This is a genomic window from Bdellovibrionales bacterium, assembly GCA_016714165.1.
In the GTDB taxonomy this organism is placed as follows: Bacteria; Bdellovibrionota; Bdellovibrionia; order Bdellovibrionales; family UBA1609; genus JADJVA01.
The window spans coordinates 877,117-894,692 of the sequence record JADJNU010000002.1; the positions used below are offsets into that span (position 1 = coordinate 877,117).

The following is a 17,576-nucleotide window of genomic DNA, read 5'->3' on the forward strand; positions in this document are numbered from 1 at the left end:
AACTGAAAGAGGGGTGATAAGCCCCTCACTCGTTCTCATGATGTTCAAAAAGCCAAGGATTCGGTTTGATTGTTAGCTTGGGAAAAAGGGCTTAATAGCGCTGACGATATTTTTAAAATACCTGCATTTCCCTCAAGATGAGCGATAACCCAAATCATAGGGATCCCGAGACCAAGAAAAATCAGCACTGTGAGGAGGATTTCCTCAAAATAATCCACAATAACAAGAGCTATCAACAGCCCAAGGACGGTGCCCCCTGCAATCTGTACCATCAACAGCATAAAAATCTCCCGCGTCCTACTTATTCAATTCTTATGCCAATCGAAAAGCCAGATAAATTACTCTCTTCCTATTCTAAATTTAATCTTAAGGGATTCCAACGACCACTTCAGGGCTCATGCCGCCAATCTTGGCAACAAGCGATACGCAAAAAGGTCACCTATTCTACACCGCCATTCAACAGAATAGTTCCACTACTCAGACCTCAGTGCCTCGATGATTTGAAGCCTCTCCGCCTTAACAGCAGGGAAAATACCACTAACAAGACCAACGACAAAAATAGAGAGAATCGATAGAAAGAGGGCCATGCCATCCAAAGTCCATTCGAAACTCAATTTATCAACAAACTTCGTGGCGACCCAAATTGCTATCTCATAGGACAAAAAGCCGAGAATCAATCCTATAAAACCAGCGATAGAACACACGATCATAGACTCCATGAGAAATTGAGTTCGAATTTCTCGGCTCGTTGCCCCGAGTGCTTTTCGCAGACCAATCTCTCTGAACCTCTCTGAAATTGACACAAGCATCATATTTGTAATTCCAACTCCTCCCACCAAAAGAGTGACAAATGCAACTGATGAAAGAAGGATCGTAAAAAGAGTTAAAAACTGTCTCATTTGGTTCACCAGAACACTATCAGAATCAACTGAAAATGTGCCAGACGAACCATACTTCTGCTCAAAAAAGGCCTTGATACCCGCTCCAACTCTTTCTGCGTCAGCCCCTTCATCAATTCTCACCAGGATTTGCTTGAGCTGAGAAGACCACCAATTTCCCGACTGGGCCTGAAAAAAAGAATAGGGAACCACAACCTGTAAGTTCGGCCGGAGGCCTTCCTTATTACTTGTTGAGGGGCTCAGAACGCCAATCACCCGACAGCTATAAGAACTCTTTCCCTCACTGATTCTTAGAACCTGTCCAAGTGGCTGACTATCAAAAAAAAGTCGGTCCGCGATTTCGTATCCGATAATGCAAACAGAGCTTTTCTGCATAATTTCAACGTGAGAAAAATTTCGACCAACAAGCAAACGTCGTTGAGAAATAATCAATCCATCCTCGCCAAACCCTATGATTCTTGCATCTTGATCGATCGTTCGCCCTCCGTAATTCAGTGCAATCCTGCTTCTATTTAGAATCGGTGACATCCTGTCAATCTCAGGGAAAATTCTCTTCAAAGAATTAACTTCACCGTCCCAATCAAAAAAACGAAACGGGGTTGGAACGAGATCAGTGGCTTTGATATCCCAGTTAGGAATACCATTGAATACAATTGTGTTAACCCCCATGTCCGCATATCCAGCAAGAATCTTTCCCTTTGTGAACTGCCCAAGTGTAATCATCGCTAGAACAGCGGCGATTCCCACTGAAATACCAATCATCGTGAGGGCAGTTCTTGTCTTATGTCTCTTCAAATTCCAAATGGCCGAGGGCAGAATGTCCCTAAACGCCTTCAAGGCCCTTTTGGGATCAAGTTTGAGTTGACCAGTTGTCCAAAGGCGCCGGGAACCCGCTGCAGGCTTTTTCTCTGATTTCAAAGAAGGAACTGTTAGAGAGTTCGATTGATCAATTCCGGACTGATCAGCTGTAGACTGATCAGAAGTGGACTCATCAAGAATTCGCCCGTCCTTAATTTTAATGATTCTATCACACTGATTCGCTACTTCATTGTCATGGGTGATAATGATAATGGTCTTATTGTGATTCTTGTTCAGCTCTCTCAAAAGCTGAAGTATTTGCTTGGCCGATTCTGAATCCAGGTTTCCTGTTGGCTCATCTGCGAGAATGACTTTGGCGTCGCTCATCAGTGCCCGACAAATGGCTACCCTTTGTTGTTGGCCACCGGATAGTTGATTGGGATAGAATTGCAGTCTTTCTCCCAAGCCGACCAGTTCTGCATACTTCTTCGCCCGATCCATCTGAAAAATCCGATTCGGAAGTTCTTCGTCGAAGTATCGGGTTGGAAGCAATATATTTTCAAGAACACTTGTTTTAGGCAGGAGGTAAAACTGCTGAAAGACAAAGCCGATGTTTCGATTTCGAATTTTAGCGAGCTCCTCTTCCTTACTGTTGGAAACATCCTTTCCCAAAATGCGAATCAGCCCACTATCTGGTCGAGATAAAAGTCCCAAAGCGTAAAGAAGAGTGGACTTTCCAGATCCTGACGGACCTTGAATCGCAACCAGTTCACCCACCTTTACCTTGAAACTGAGATCTTTCAATATAGAACTGATCGTTGTACGAGCGCCACCATATGAAAAATAAAGATGCTCAACTTCGATTGCATTCATTTAATTTAATCCGCTGAATTGAGATCTGAAAAATTAACTTGCCTAATTTTCTGACCTTCACTCAGACCAGATAGAATTTCAAATCCCTCTTCATTCTGAATTCCAACCTGAATGGCCTGCCGATCCCCCGACGACAATACAACAAAATACTGATCATTATCTCTGCGAATAAATTCATGCCGAAGACATAATACATTTTCTTTTCTTGCTGTAATCACATCTATAATAACCGACATCCCCGGCTTTATCATTTCGTCTCCATCGGTTATTTCTATCTTAATCGGAAATTCAACAACCTGACTGTTTGCCTCAGCTTCCTTATCCCTAGCCGCCAACGAAAGCTCACGAATGAGCCCTTTATATTTTCGATCAATAATCGCCGAGGCCCGAATGACTGCCTCCTGGCCAAATCGCAGTTTGACCCGATCCATCTCTGGAGCATTGGCAACAACAAACAGTCTACTTGTATCATCGATCCTCAAAATAAAATCCTTATAATCCCCTTCTTTCACATACTCGCCCTCCGACCTCTCCACCTGAACCACAGCTCCGATCAAGGGAGATCTCAAGGGAAACGGACTATCTCCTGACTGCAGCGATTGGACCACACTGACGATAGGATCGCCCGCCTTTACCTGGTCGCCCACAGAAACAAAAAGCTTGCTCACATAGCCATTATAGGGGGCCGTCACGATCGTCTTCCTAAAAGGAACGACAACCCCAGCAAAGGTGACCCTTTGGATAAAATCCTGCCTCGTCACAACTCCGATGGGCCTCCGAATCTGACGATCATAACATCCACTCATTCGATAAATGCCAACAAAAACTAAAACGCCGGCCAAGGCTCCACCTACTCTCATCAACCATTTCCGATCATTTGACGAGAAGGTCATAGAGACTTCCTTTGTGGTAAAGTAAATCGTATTGGACGTTATGAAATTCAGCAGAAACTGTATAGAATCTATTTTGAGCATCTGAGAGATCTTTAAGTCCCGTAATCATATCAAGGTATTGAACTTTTCCGTTCCGATATTCCCTTCCTATGTATTCGACATTGGCTAACTCAATAGACACCCATTCCTTGGCCAAGTGGTAGCTTTTACGGACATTTTCCAGCCTGGAATTCAGTTGATTGAGCGTGGCCTGTAAGCCGAGAAGGGAAGTGTCTATCTCATTACTTTTGATCATTTCCTTGTGGACGGAAATCTCATAATCGCGGGCACGCGTGCCCCAATCCATAAAATTATATTGAACAACCAGCAAGGCCTCCCATCCAATTTTTGCATTATCGGAAAAATTCTGCTGGGTCCCTAGGTAGTTACTACTTGAATAGGAAAGCCCAGCTGTCAACAGCCATTCAGGTAGATTTTTTTTACGAACCAAATCGACTCCAAGACGATTCATTTTCTTTTCAAGGACTGCGATTCGATACTGAAGATGATCTTCAATTTTCGATGGCAACTCAGTCAGAGAATCAAAAGTGGAATCGAGATTCACAGGCGCAAATTCCTTTGGTCCAGAACTCTCTGATTTTGCTCCAATGGCCTTGAGAAGTTCTTGGCGAGATATCTCAGCATTATTCTTTGCCTCCGCAACATCAATTTCTCGGCGAATTGGATAGGACTTGAATCGGAGAAAATCACGCTTAGTCTTCAATCCTTGGTGGTATCCATTCGAAACCTCTTCAAATTGCGTTTTTACTAGCTTCAGTTGGCGTTCCTGAATATCGAGTAGTTTCAATTTTAAAGAATAATCAACAAAGCGAGTCGCGACGTCCAATGCCAACTTGGATTTTTTGTCTTGAAACTCCAACTCAGACTTACTTTTGTCAAGCACAGCAATTTGGTGATTCGTGCGAGAGGCCCCATTGTCGTAAAGTGATTCAGTAAGGCCCAATTTAAATTCACTCGGGTACCCATCGGTATCCTTCGGAGAGCTGCCGCTGATTCCGTTTTTCGCAACAAGATCAAGAGAGGGAAGCATCTTAAAGGCCGCCGATTTTTCATTCATTTCGGAGATCTGCAAATTTCGCCTCAAATCATCGAAAGCTGGGGAATTATCTGTGGCAAATAAAATAGAGTCCTTTAGAGTAAAAATGGATTTATCCAGCCCTCTCGCCTCGTCAGCTCTAGTCAAAAATGCGATCAGGAACAATGCTACCACCGCCAAGAGCTCCCTCTTCCCTGGCCATTTCCCTTGAACTCGAATTACACTTCCATCAAACAAGACAAACCTCGACAAGATTTCTTCGAAAGCGCGAACCTGCCGCGACCAAAAATGTATCCTTCTATACATTGTGTGAGAGAAATCAGCAACTGACGTTTCGCGCCAAGCCCGCCGATTTTCGCTATTGCAAATGGGCGGGAGATTCTTGAAAAATATATCTGTCAACAGGCTGGACAGCGAAGACAAAGACAGAAAAGATTGATATTTTTGCACAATCGATCGACCCACTGCGGGTCATTTTTGGTGCTGAGAAGGGAGGTAGTTCAATGGGGTTGGAAGTCGCAGGATATCGCGAACCTCAGTTGACTCTCAATTCTCATTTCAGGTTTGGCTACGATAACAAGTCCGAGGCCTTTCGAACTAATCCCGAACAGGCTTGGTGGGTGAAATATGGCCGGTGTCGACGTCAACCTCATCCATTTCGAGATGAATGCGTGGCAACGGCAAGAGCAATTCGCGCAAAGGCATCTGGAGATATCTGGATTCTATTTTCGGGCGGGGTGGACAGCGAAACAGTGCTCCGGTCCTTTCTGGAGGCAGGAATTTCTGTCAGGATAGCAGTTGCCCGTTTCAAAGATCAGATCAACCTCCACGACATTTCCTGGGCTGTTTTGACTTGCAATGAGCTAGGTGTGCCATTTCATTTTTTCGATTTAGATCTACTGAAATTTTGGAGAAACGAGGCCTTGTCTTATGCCGAAATCTCCCAGTGCTTTTCACCTCAGTTGCTCGTGACAATGTGGCTGTCTGATCAAGTCAGCGGATACCCTGTTTTGGGATCGGGAGAGTGTCTTTTTAGAAAGGAGCCGACTGCGCCAGATGATTCAGCAGGCAAAAGCCAAGACCAGGATCGAAATGAAAATAGGTGGTTTTTGATTGAAAAGGAAAGAATTGCTTCGTGGTATCGATTTTTTATCGCTCGCAATAGGGAGGCCTGTCCGGGATTTTTTCAGTACACACCCGAAATTATGCTGAGTTACCTGAGAGATCCACTCGTACACAGATTGGTAAATGATCACTTAGGCGACATTCAATCATCTGAGGAAGTGAAGCTCAGCATTTATCAACAGCATTTTGATTTGAAAACGAGACCAAAATACACTGGATTTGAGAAGGTTCAGGAAGAAGATGCTAGACTTCGCTCCTTTCTGAAACTCCGTTACTCTCACAGTGATCAAATAGTAAGGACAAGATGTACTGATCTCGAGGGAATCCTTGCGCCCTAGAGGCGCGCGCTGGCTTGGGTCTCTTTCAGTGTCTTTTTTAGCTGACTCGTCTTTTCGATCAAACTGCTCTGACGAATCGAGTTCAGATAGGTGAGCGAGCGGTCGAAGTTGCCCTGAGAAAACAGGGCATAGGCCAAGGCATATCGAACCTCATCATCGCCTGCACCTACCTCTCGGCCCATAAGTGAATCCATCGAAGCAACCAGAGAATAGTTTTTTTGATCTAAATAAATTGCCATGCGTGAACGAAAACGCTCTTTGGAGTCCTGAATAAATTGAGAATGAAACGTAGCTTGCTCAAATTTTCCCATTTGTCGGTAGAGTTCTGCTACATGAAATTGGTACTTTGGGCTCAAAGAGGCCGAACGGATAAGGCTATCAAGAGTGGTACGATACTGTCCGTTTTGAAAGGCAACCTGCGCTGACAGGACTTGGATCTCTATATCATTTGGGGCCATTGCACGCGCATACTCAATAAACACGAGGCTTTCTTTGGTTGCCTTCTTCTCAGAAAAGAGTTGGGCCAAGGAGAGGAGTTCACTGCTCCGAACGGAGCCAAGTTCGGCTGTCGCGAGACTCAAAGCTAGCTGATTTAAACCGAGATCTAAAAGAAGAGCCACGTGCTCTCTCTTTAGAGAGAATGATTTAAATATCAATTCTCCCTGCTCTAATGAGTTCAAGGCCTCTTGCCATGAATTGGTTTGAAACTCACACTTTGATCTGGCGATGATGTCCTCTTCGGATTTCTTCCACAAATGGCCACTGTTCCTGTATTGAATTCGACAGTCTTCAAATTTTCGAAGTTCATGTGAGGATCTCGCCAGAAACAAACTTCTCTCCTCTGAAGGTTCAGATTTCTGATAGCTATACAGACCTTGAAAAAAATTTTTCCTTGCCATTTCAAGATGGCCGCGAAGCATCCAATAGCGACTTGATTGAGGCTTCCCCTCGAGTTCCTGTTGCGCCAGATCTAACCTGTCATCTCGAATGAGAACTTCAACTAGATCTAGTCCGGTCAATTCGTCATACGGAGGTTCTTCCACTGCCGCAAAGGAAGAGATGCATCCAAGAAATATTGCAATTAAAAATTCGATCATATTTTCCCCAACTCAAGTCGATTCAGTTCAGTTCAGCTCGAACTTCATTTTTTGGATAGCCCATTCAGCCACCACTTGCCCATTTTTTATCGCAGGATCGAATTTCCAAGAGCGCACGGCCAAAATCGCAGCTTGATCAAAGACTCCACTGGGCACACTTTCAGCAATCTTCACATCTTCCACGATACCACTCCTATCCACATAGATCTTCAATACCACAAATCCAGACAGGCCTTTTTGCCGAGCCAGAGGAGGATATTCGGGGGGAGTGCGAGTGAGCGCCCGTGGCGAGCGGTCGTTCGCTCCACGATCATTTACGATATCAGCTACCCCGGTCCCGAATCCTCCTGATCCACCAATTGCCAATCCCGTTCCCGAACTGCCGAAACCAACTCCTCCTAGCTCCTTGAGCGAATCACGAGATGCCTCTGGTGCCAAATCAGTGAATGATTTCTCCAAATTTCGCTTTGGTTCTTCACGCGGGGGCGGAACTTCCTTTTTTGGCTCGGCGATTTTAATTGGAACAGGCTTAACTCCCGCAGAAGAAGGCGATCGCATTTGTCCTGGGTCGAGTGCAAAAAAATTGGATAAAAGCCCTAGGCACAATACAATGAATCCCGTACCTATAAGGAAGAAGACCAACTTTCCCATCGTCTATATCTTTACCAATACAAAGAAGAGACCGGCCACCACACCCAACATCATAAGCAAAAACAGGGCAGGACCCAAGTCAGCGAGACGTTCAACCCATGTCCCGGGAAGTTTAAGCTGAGCCGCCTCGTACAAATTGTCAAAAAGAAAGAAACTGTTAGCGGACCTATTGAGTGCCTTCAAAGTGCCATTCCCGATGGGCCCCAGCATCGTCATTTCATGTTGTCCGCTCAAAAGGCAGCAACCTGACCTAGTCTCGTCACCTCTCCTTTCTGAAGAGTGTTTTTCTCATCCAGATAATAGCCCGAGAACCTTTCTGAACTCGCCAAGTCTTCCAACAATTTTTTGGATCGAGAAAAAATAGGACTTAAACTCTCAACCACAGGTCCGGCTGGAACAAGAATATCTTCCTTTTCCTGTCTTTCCTGAAACCGAAGAGACCTTTCCACTTCATTTAATATTTTGACTGATTTTCGATAGGTTGCCTCAAATGTGGTTTCTCCTCTATTTAAGTCACGTCTTTTTCTATCCAATCCCGCTAAGGCCTCAGCCTCGTCATCATTTTTTACGCTAATTTTGGCTAATTCTCTCTGAGCCTTTTCCAACTGATTCTTTGCTAAGCCAATACGCTCCTCAAATTTCTTCTCCGTCAACTTTTTTTGACGCAAGAGTGCTTCTCTCTGAGAGATCAAATATGAATATTCAGTTTGAAACGACTTTTCTAAATCCACGCTTTCTGCCTGAGCAAAAGGCACAAAAAGAGAAAATATCAATATAGATATAGGCCGAACTCTCCTTCTCATAAAGCACCTGACCGTTCAGAAAGTGGCAAGAAATAGACTCTGTTCTTCTTTTTCTGTTTCAAATCTTCCATAAGACGGACGACCTCCTGCTCTTGTTTCTTTGACAGGGCATTAGTAACCCAGCCATTATCCCCTTTTACGACCTCTTTCATCTCGCCATCTACTTGCCTAATAAACATCGCATAATAACCCAAGCGCACGGCTTCCACTTTTTCCCGCCCTCGAGGAAAGTCAAAATCTATGATGCGAAATTCATTTTTCGTTCCCAACTTGATCTCGCTCTCATAAAATGCCCAGAGCTCGGCACCCAGGGTCTCCGGTGACTCAATCCCGCGCTCTAGGCGGCTCTCAAGACTCTCGAGTCGAGCCCTTCTCTGCTCCTTCGAGAAAGGAAGAGAAACCTCTACCCATTTTTTTGCTTCACGAATAGCATCCAACAATTGCAATTTTCCCTGAGGTTTGGCTTTTTCATGAGCCTTGGCAAAAGAGAAATATCGCAGTTTTTTTTCTTCAATCTGCACCTGTCTCAACTTCTCCTTCTGTAGATTCGATTCGATTTCCAAGCGTTTTTGCGTCCACATATCAAGTTCGGCCTGCTTTTCTTTTTTAGAAGTTTCCAATTCGTTACTGAGATTTTCAATCTCAGCCCGGATCGACACCAAATCATTCAAGATTTTGGGAGTCTCGGCAATAACCAAGGTATTCATCATAAAAAAGGCGATCAGAATTGTTTCCATCTCCTCACACTCAATCTGTTAAGGGTTGATCGGTGGTCACAGCGAATCTGTTTACACCGGTTGATTTTATCCAATCCAAAACTCTCACAACAACACCGTAATCCAACTCTCTGTCGGCAACAATCACCGCTTGAACGCTTGGATTCCTTTCTACCTCAATGCGCGCTAAATTCTTTGCTTCTTCTTGATTAACTTCCTGATTATTGACCATCACAGTTCCGTCCGCTGTGATCGCAACATTCAATAAGCTCGGCGTTGTTTCATCGCTGCTCGAGGCCTCGGGAAGATCAATCGCGACACTTGGCTTAATGAGAGCAGGGGCCGTCACCATAAAAATAATTAAGACAACCAAAATAATATCGACCAACGGAACTACGTTAATTTCCGATATGGTTTCACTATTAGAAGAGGCTTTACTTGCCATTTCAGAGCTCCTTTACTTTAGCATATGCAATGAGGGCATCCTTGAAGCTTTCTAACCCCGCGATAATCGCCTTCACCTGTTTCTGAAAGTAATTAAATGCGAGAATGTTCGGAATGGCTACCATCAGGCCGGCTGCCGTAGCAATGAGGGCGGCTGAGATTCCCACCATCACGGTCTGTTGTCCGGCATTGGTCGCATTTGCCAAATCGTTAAAGGACTTCATTATTCCAAGCACCGTCCCAAACAGTCCGATGTATGGAGCATTTGATCCGACTGTAGCGAGGAAGGTCAGCGAGCGCTCTACCTTCGGTTGCTCAAACTGAACAAATGTGGAAAATGATTCTTCAAGACCCTTTCTGCCATTTTGCTTTAAGTGTGTCATTCCCCTTTTCACTAACCTTGCTTCAAGCGATCCGTCGACCAATTGGAGTGTATCGATTTCGGACATGTTTCCGCGGGTGAGAACTTCCTCAAGTTTGTCTCGCTGCTTTTTACTGCTTTTCGCTATTCGCCCTAGTCTCACGTAGCGTTCAAATATCACAATCAAACTCGCGATACTGAGTGCGATCAGAAGAAACAGCACTCCGGAGTCAGCATAGTGAGCAACGGAAAATATTCGATCTTTCATTGGTCTCTCCTTTTTATTCTATTGCTTTTGCTTCAATTAAAATCGGAACAAGTTCATCGGCTCCCAATTGTTTCGCAAGGGCCAGTGGCCTTATCCCGTCCGATCCTGGAAAATTGACATCCGTCGCAGTCAACTTTAGGCAACTCGCCTTTACCGATTCGTCGGGACAATCCGTCCAATGAACCAAGACTTGAAGCGATAGTATCTTCCTTTTTCGGATAGCAAAAGTCAGTGGGGTGTTCCCTTGTTCATCTCTGTAATTAGGATCAAGTCCCACTTCTTTGAGCAAACGCATTAACTGATCGGCACTGCCTCTTCCTGAATACTTCATGAACGCAACCCGCTCAGATTCTGCAAGAGCCGGGCTTAGAATAACCATGGTGCGCGTTATATTGGTTTGGCCGTTAGAATCAAGGCCCGCCATCTCAACCGCATATTGTGAGGCTTTCTTGCCTTCCCTGCTCGGCTGTTCAACATCCGCCCCTCTCTTCATCAACTCAATCATAATGCGAAGACGATTCTGAATGGTGGCATCAATCAGGGCCGTGCGACCGTTAGGTAGAATCCGATTCAGATCTGCTCCCGAATCCATCAGTTTGATGACCATATCGACGTCGTCTTTTGCAATAGAAGTCTGCATCAATTCTTCAGTTGTCTCGGGATTCTTCCCTTGAAAAACCTCGCCAGATCGAACGAATGAATGATTGGAAGTGCTATGTTGGCCACAGCCATATGACACAGACGACAGAATCATGAATATGATGTATCTTTTCAATTTTATCCCAATCATATTTCTCCTTAAAAGATCCCTGTCATATTCAAGCCAATGGATCGCCCATTGTGAGTTTTTCGCACCAGCTCCTTATCTTGAAAGGACTCAATTGCAGGATCCAAAAGATTCTTCGCCTTTAGGGCCACCGTCCAAACCTTTGATATAGCTTTAGAAGCGACGAAATCCAGCTGGTGACTGGGATTCTGATAGGTATCAGGAATGTTGTTCGTACCAACCTCTGAAATTCGCTCACCGACAAGACTATAGAGGAGCGTTGCCGAAAATTCCCATATTGGCCGATCGTACTGCAATTGGAAATTCACCACATAGGGTGCCTGACCCTGCAGCGGACGCTGCTGAGAAGTTTGAACTCCTTTGCTTTTCTCGTCCAACTCAATTTCAGATCGAATAAAAGTGAGATTGGTCAGTATTGACCAACGCCGCAAAATTCGGGTCAGCTTTCGCAAGCCTATTCTTGATTCTAGTTCCAGGCCAAAATTTTCTGCGGCCCTTGCATTTGAAAACGTCTGAATTCGATTGACTCCAGGAACAAACATGACCTCTATCGGATCTCTAAATTTCTTAAAAAACAATCCAGATGAAGCATATTCATCTGCGGACCAGTAATACTCCCAGCGATGATCAATATTCTGAATGATGGTTCCCTTCAGACTGGAATTCCCACGAACCTCGTACCCAGTCTCGTCATCTAGAAATCCGACTTCTGAAAGCTCTCGAAAGTCTGGACGCGCGAGAGTCTCACTGTATGCCAGACGAGAGCGCCACTGCTGATTTGGTTTCCACATTACAGCAAAAGAGGGAAGGACATCCCTCATTTCCAATTTAGATTGAGAGAATGGATTCTCAGGCTCATAATAGCGAAAGGTATTTACGGTTTGAACAGAGCGTTCCCAACGATATCCAGCCAGAAATTTCCAATTAGGAAGTGGGCCAAAATCTGCCATCGCATACTGCGAGACAACATTTTGGTCACCTCGGTAACTATCAGCTGCGTCTGTGAGATTTTGCAATTGAAAACCACCTGGTCCAATATTCGCGAGACTCAACTGACTCTCTATGGGATCTCCGGATGTCTCCCCTGAAAAAAAGAGTCGAAATACCTCAGAACGACGTCCTCTTTTCAGTTCGCTTGCGCCTATTTTCAGTTTGAGTCTGTCCCTCTCAAACCCTAATGGTAAGACTAAGTCTGCAGCGACTTCTTGCGAACGATCCATCAAATAAGAGTATGTCCGTCTGTTGCCTCCGCTATCACCTCTCATTCGAAAGGAAGTAGGAGTGCGTTCAAAGGCATATTCTCTTCGATCAGGATTATCCCGAATCGCATCCGCCTGACCAATTCTCCAGCTGCCCTCAATATCTTGGCCAAACGATGTGCCTAACTTATGTTTTCCTTTGAGATGATTCGTCCAAAGCTGCCGCTCGGTCCAATCCAATGTTGTCGACTCTATGGAGGACGTTGAGTTTGGATCCTGCTTCTGATCTTGTTGCGTAAAGTCTGTTGTGTGTCGAAGAAGCATGGAACTCAAACTCACCGTATTTTTTTGATTCAATTCAAAGCCTAAATCCACTTGTCCCGCCAACCGAGTTTCGATTTCGGCATATTCCGAGATACGGTTATAATCAGTGGAGTACCGACCTGGGCTCATGGCGTTCAATCCTCGACTAAATCTTTCTCCACGATCTGCGCTCTGACCGTAGAGAATCGAACCCGCAATTCCAGTTCTCGCACTCCCAACTCGAAATCGATCGGCAATAGCAAGCGAAAAGCCCGGCGGAGTTCCTTCCGATGTTCGATTTGTGACATAATTGACCGGCAAGGATCGACCTAGATGAACGAGTTGTTCTTCAGATATCCCTTCACTCGAGCCCGGTTGCTGCAAGATAAGTTTTTTGCCCGATTGAAGAGCCTCGCGAATAGCAGCAGGCATTTTTCGAGTCCCATTGTCAATTCCCGCCCAGTCTAGGCCTCCCCCTCGTGAAGTGAGTCTCTGATCAGCCGATTCTTGACTGGAGCTCAAAGTAAACTTAAGAGAAAACTTCTCGGGTAGAGTCCGGGATTGAAGCTGAATGACTCCACCACCAAACTCCCCAGGCAGATCGGGCGAATAGCTTTTTTGAACAAGCACGCTTTCGAGTATGGCCGTTGGAAACAAATCAAGAGGCACCACGCGACGATTTGGTTCTGGGCTCGGAAGACTAAATTGATTGAGCTGAACGCCCGAATATCTCTCACCCAAACCCCGAACGTAAACGTACTTTCCATCTTTCAAGGTCAATCCAGTCATGCGCCGAAGCGAACTCGCAGCATCGCTATCGCCTTGTCGGCTCATTTGCTCGGAGCCCATCACATCTGTCACAGAGGAACTCTGCCTCCTCACTTCAATGAGTGCAGAAACGCTGCCCTTGATTTTCGGAGCGAGTATTGTAACTTCGTCCAGCTCGTTGATCGCTGGCGTGAGGGAAACTACCAGTGGTTTATTGCTATCGGGACCTACCTTCACTCCAGAAAGCGTTTTTGTTTGGTATTTTGGATGAAAAATTGACAAGGAGTATTCCCCGTCTGGCAATCTGGACTCAACGCGCCCCTCGGAGTTTGTGGTCAAGGTATCTTCATATCCCGAGACTATAACAAGACCACCAGTGAGGGGGCGAAGGGATTTCTCGTCGACGACCTTAACCTGCAGAGGGAAACCGATCTCGCCACTTTTCAAGCCATCCGAATGAATTCCAGTGGGTGTCTTTACCGAGACTTCGGATTTCTGCGGCTGGTGAAGAAGGTTCACGATCACTTGAGTCTCTTCTCCCGAAGTCACTTGAATTGCAATTTTGCGCTCGAGTTCAGGGATGTAGAAGGAATGCGCACCTGGTGGTAGCTCGACCGTCAGCGATCCATCAATTGCTGACATATAAGAACCTGAGCTGTGCTCAAATTTAACTCTGCCCGAAGGCTCGCCATTTCGAAAGCTAAGAATTAAAACCCTACCCTGGGATTCTTTTAAGCTCTCTTGATCACTTATCTTAAAAGAAGATCGAATTGTTGAATCTTGAGAATATGCAAAGGGAGAGGCTCCGCCTCCCCCTAAGATGAGCACCAGGAGTAATAGGCAAATATTCAGTTCAAAGTGGCACGCCACTCTTTTTATCGAACCGTCCAACCAGTTGTCCAATCTTCATCTTCATATGGGCTGAGAGCGCCAATGTAGTCTACCGGAGTAAATTGCCAAGGACCTGACACAGCAGGAGTTACCCCCGTACCCACAGCTGGACTATTTTCAACTGGGAGACGTCCTTTGAGAAGTGGATCTACCGATCTATTGTTTACTTTATTTTCCCCTTGAAACCAGGCACTCACCGAAAATGGATCGCTCGATTTTTCTTCAAAGTTAGGGCCAGAAGCACAATTGACAATTGAGTTGACCATCTTCAGTCCAGTTTGGGCAACGCCCTTGCCAGTAATTACTCCAGCATTACGAAAAGTTTCATCATCATCGATGTTAATGCAAGACACTTTGAAGTCACCGGTCACAATTGCGTTGTGAATTTCTCCACCTGTTCCACGGCGAAGCATAATTCCGTCAAAAAGGCGAGCATTCGCACTTCGAGCGACGATTGTGATATTACTAAGAACGGGGTTGGAACGAGGCTGAGCATCCATAGGGGACTTCAAATTATCCGCTTCGATGCCTCGACTGTCTTCCGTTCCATTCTCAAGCTCAATAAATACAAATTGAGCTTTCCCCCGATAACCCATATCCCAATCAAATCCATCGTCATCATTGTCGGTCAAGAGCACATGTTTGAGGTTGACGTTTCCTCCAAAAAACTCAATTCCATCATCGGCACTGCGATGGACCTGGAGATAGTCAACCTCTGTGCCGGACCCAACTCCATTAAACGTAATGCCATTGAGCTCATTGTCCTTCGCTAGTTCGTATCCAGCATACTCAACGCGAACATATTTTAGACTGCCGGAACTATCGTTATCATCATTTCCTCCGAATTTTGGCGAATTGTTTTTAATTCCCTCAGAAATGCTTTCACAAATTGGTTCACCAGCTTTGCAATTATTGATGCGTGCATTTCCGTTCAACACAATTCCGCTCCACAGACCGGGGCGCAAGTTGTCTCGTTGAAGCGAAGTGAAGACGACCGGTTTTCCCTTGGTGCCGTTTGCGAAAATTTTTGATCCTCGCATAACGACCAAATATGCACCCGGAGCGCCATAGACAGTGACGCCAGGATCTAGCGTGAGCGTTGATGATTGAGCATTGTCGCCACCAATTCGCACATCACCCTCCAAAACGTAGGCATTTCCCGTGTTCAAGGCGAGAGTCGTATTGAGATAGCTCCCTTTCACCGTGCACACTGGCTTTCCTTCGACTGTATCACTGCGAGGAATTGTTCCTGTTGGACAAACAGCAAAGGCACTTCCGCTCATCATCGCAATCAACACCGTTAGGCCAATCGTAAATTTATTCATCATTTTTCTCCTCAGGGAGTTATGTGTTGTGGGGCCGCCCATTTCATACAGTATCTTGGGCCAATTTCGTAAATCAGGAATCTGTTAGGATAGTGTTAGGAAGTCATTCCCAGCAGAAACTTCACAAAGGAGAAACCTGTCTGCCTCCCCGCGCTTTGTCCAGCCTACCAATACTTTCCTCATGGACACCTCCGTCTAGGAATAGTTCAAATATCGATCAATTCCATTTTTTTGCGTGTTAGATTGATAATTCGAACTTAGCATTCTCCTTATCTACTAAAAATATTCGGAGGGTTCCTATGAAGAAATGGATTTTTTTTGTCCTATTAGGATCTGTCATTTCAGTGATGGGCTGTTCTAGCGATAGTGACTCAGAGAGTGCAGCTCCAACTACACAGGTCGCCGACGCCATCGGTTTGGTGGCCAAGGGAGTGGGAGCTATTGGCACGGGAATGACTGGCACGGCTCTGATGGGTTCCATCAGGGCGATGACAGTAACTCAATTTAACACCAACCGCTGTGATGCGCATGGTAGGCCTCTAGCGAGTGCGGGTGGAGCTGATCTTTCACAATCCGACGAGTTTTACCCTTACCTTCACACGTATTGTGCGGTCAGTATCAAAGATGGAGACACAGTTCGCGGAGGATTTGATTTGGTACGAAGTCTCATCTGCACTCTTGAAAAGGGCGGAATTGAGTTCAGCGGTGCCACACAAGAGATCACTGGAAATTTTAACGATACCGACTGTTGGCCAGATGGCGGCCCCGGTGATGAAACAGGCACGATCACCTTGTCGGCAGTTGGAAGCTCGCCGGCCAGCTTTAACTCACACTATACAAAGGGAGTTATATTTTCCGTCGCTTCCTTGGGGTTAACATTTAAGATTGCGGCGAACCTCGATAGTGACAAAATTGAATTTATCACTCATGAATCTTGGAGCGGAGCTGCGGCGGGAGATTCTGCAGGCGACATTGGTACGATGGCTGGCGAGCTCACTAAATCAACTGGAGTCTTGAGATTCGAAAAACGGGACGAGAGGGTTCGATCAGACTGTGCAGCGAGCCGCTGTGGTTGGAATCGGCACACGCGCCTTTACGCTGTGTTAACAATGTCGAATGGCGAGCCGCAAGGTGTGACTTCGCTTTCATATGGGTTTGCCGATATTCAGGCGAATGCAGCTACTGTTAACAGTAGTGCGACAGATGGATACGGCCGGTTAATCACGGCATCCGGCCCCTTGAGCTCTGGCATCAAAGCAAGATTATTTGAAACTGCCTCTAGCCGATCATTGGCACAGGTAGCAACTGTCGGACAGTACTCTGAAGTAACTAATACAGCTTGCGCGACTTCAGCAGGCTTTGATGATGCAGCAGACTGCACTTCAAATACAGGGATTGGTAATTTTTCTACAAATGCCAAGTTTACCTTACTTTCTAGCACATCAAGAACATCTACTGATTCGTGGCTGTCGACGTTTTCTGGGTTTAATTTCACCGCTGTTGATTTAGACACCGACAACGCCTTTTAGTTTTTTCATTCAGAGACAAAGGTCTCCTTTTAAAGGGGACTCTAAAAGGGAGGGCTATGACCCTCCCTTTTACATTGAAAGATCTTGTTCTCTTCCAAATCTAATCCTTGGCTTTCAGCAAATGATCATTCTCACTGATAAACTTCTTGATCTCATCAGAAATACCTAAAAGCTTAAGCCATTGCTCTTTGTATAAAGTCACTGGAAACCGGCCCATGCCATAAATTGAAAGCGCGCCTTTTTCGCTCACCTTCATGGACAAGGTGCCCGCTGCAGGCTTGGTCTTTTTTAGCGCTGCATTTTCTGCTCGTAATCTTTCAAGTTCAGTTTTGATATCTTCTGACATAAATACCTCTCTCATTTTGCGAGTATTATGGGGAGCAGATTGTTCTTTGGTCAACTTTTGTATTTA

17 protein-coding genes are annotated in these 17,576 nt (G+C 45.4%); 2 read left to right on the forward strand and 15 right to left on the reverse strand.

What is annotated here, in order from left to right; translation table 11 throughout:
* Positions 1–44: 44 nt before the first annotated feature.
* From IPJ71_15520 to IPJ71_15535, 4 genes are all read right to left on the reverse strand, one after another.
* Positions 45–281 carry a hypothetical protein gene (locus tag IPJ71_15520; GenBank protein ID MBK7845066.1) on the reverse strand — a complete coding sequence of 79 codons (237 nt, stop codon included), beginning with the start codon at positions 279–281 and terminating at the stop codon, positions 45–47.
* 192 nt (positions 282–473) lie between these two features.
* Positions 474–2,570: an ATP-binding cassette domain-containing protein gene (locus IPJ71_15525; protein MBK7845067.1), complete on the reverse strand. Its 2,097-nt coding sequence runs from the start codon at positions 2,568–2,570 to the stop codon at positions 474–476.
* Positions 2,571–2,575: 5 nt separating this feature from the next.
* Positions 2,576–3,463, reverse strand: a complete 888-nt coding sequence (locus IPJ71_15530) for an efflux RND transporter periplasmic adaptor subunit (GenBank protein ID MBK7845068.1) — start codon at positions 3,461–3,463, stop codon at positions 2,576–2,578.
* Positions 3,444–4,811, reverse strand: a complete 1,368-nt coding sequence (locus IPJ71_15535; protein MBK7845069.1) for a TolC family protein — start codon at positions 4,809–4,811, stop codon at positions 3,444–3,446. The genes IPJ71_15530 and IPJ71_15535 overlap by 20 nt, the downstream gene beginning before the upstream one ends.
* 251 nt (positions 4,812–5,062) lie before the next feature.
* On the opposite strand from IPJ71_15535, the gene IPJ71_15540 reads away from it, so the two are divergent.
* The gene (locus IPJ71_15540; GenBank protein MBK7845070.1) at positions 5,063–6,022 is read left to right on the forward strand and encodes a hypothetical protein; all 960 of its coding nucleotides are present in this window, start codon (positions 5,063–5,065) and stop codon (positions 6,020–6,022) included.
* Here IPJ71_15540 and IPJ71_15545 read toward each other — a convergent pair.
* From IPJ71_15545 to IPJ71_15590, 10 genes are read right to left on the reverse strand one after another with little or no spacing between them, the layout of a single operon-like run.
* Positions 6,019–7,119 (reverse strand): hypothetical protein, encoded by a 1,101-nt coding sequence (locus IPJ71_15545; protein ID MBK7845071.1) that lies wholly within the window; start codon positions 7,117–7,119, stop codon positions 6,019–6,021. The two genes, IPJ71_15540 and IPJ71_15545, sit on opposite strands and share 4 nt — an antisense overlap.
* Positions 7,120–7,146: 27 nt before the next feature.
* Entirely contained in the window at positions 7,147–7,770 is a 624-nt protein-coding gene (locus IPJ71_15550) for an energy transducer TonB (protein MBK7845072.1), read from the reverse strand.
* A 3-nt stretch (positions 7,771–7,773) separates the two neighbouring features.
* Positions 7,774–7,980 carry a hypothetical protein gene (locus tag IPJ71_15555; protein ID MBK7845073.1) on the reverse strand — a complete coding sequence of 69 codons (207 nt, stop codon included), beginning with the start codon at positions 7,978–7,980 and terminating at the stop codon, positions 7,774–7,776.
* A 20-nt stretch (positions 7,981–8,000) separates the two neighbouring features.
* Positions 8,001–8,573 carry a hypothetical protein gene (locus IPJ71_15560; protein MBK7845074.1) on the reverse strand — a complete coding sequence of 191 codons (573 nt, stop codon included), beginning with the start codon at positions 8,571–8,573 and terminating at the stop codon, positions 8,001–8,003.
* Positions 8,570–9,310 (reverse strand): DUF3450 family protein, encoded by a 741-nt coding sequence (locus IPJ71_15565; protein MBK7845075.1) that lies wholly within the window; start codon positions 9,308–9,310, stop codon positions 8,570–8,572. Before IPJ71_15565 ends, IPJ71_15560 begins: the two co-directional genes overlap by 4 nt.
* Positions 9,311–9,320: 10 nt before the next feature.
* Positions 9,321–9,734 (reverse strand): biopolymer transporter ExbD, encoded by a 414-nt coding sequence (locus tag IPJ71_15570; protein ID MBK7845076.1) that lies wholly within the window; start codon positions 9,732–9,734, stop codon positions 9,321–9,323.
* A 1-nt stretch (position 9,735) separates the two neighbouring features.
* Positions 9,736–10,362, reverse strand: a complete 627-nt coding sequence (locus IPJ71_15575; protein MBK7845077.1) for a MotA/TolQ/ExbB proton channel family protein — start codon at positions 10,360–10,362, stop codon at positions 9,736–9,738.
* Positions 10,363–10,375: 13 nt separating this feature from the next.
* Positions 10,376–11,116, reverse strand: a complete 741-nt coding sequence (locus IPJ71_15580) for a hypothetical protein (GenBank protein ID MBK7845078.1) — start codon at positions 11,114–11,116, stop codon at positions 10,376–10,378.
* Between the two features lie 44 nt (positions 11,117–11,160).
* Positions 11,161–14,247 (reverse strand): TonB-dependent receptor, encoded by a 3,087-nt coding sequence (locus IPJ71_15585; GenBank protein ID MBK7845079.1) that lies wholly within the window; start codon positions 14,245–14,247, stop codon positions 11,161–11,163.
* A gap of 47 nt (positions 14,248–14,294) precedes the next feature.
* Entirely contained in the window at positions 14,295–15,638 is a 1,344-nt protein-coding gene (locus tag IPJ71_15590) for a hypothetical protein (protein ID MBK7845080.1), read from the reverse strand.
* A 296-nt stretch (positions 15,639–15,934) separates the two neighbouring features.
* Here IPJ71_15590 and IPJ71_15595 point away from each other — a divergent pair, with 296 nt between their 5' ends.
* Complete coding sequence (locus IPJ71_15595; protein ID MBK7845081.1) at positions 15,935–17,164, forward strand: hypothetical protein; 1,230 nt, start codon at positions 15,935–15,937, stop codon at positions 17,162–17,164.
* 100 nt (positions 17,165–17,264) lie between these two features.
* Here IPJ71_15595 and IPJ71_15600 read toward each other — a convergent pair whose 3' ends face one another.
* Entirely contained in the window at positions 17,265–17,510 is a 246-nt protein-coding gene (locus tag IPJ71_15600) for a hypothetical protein (GenBank protein ID MBK7845082.1), read from the reverse strand.
* Positions 17,511–17,576: the final 66 nt, after the last annotated feature.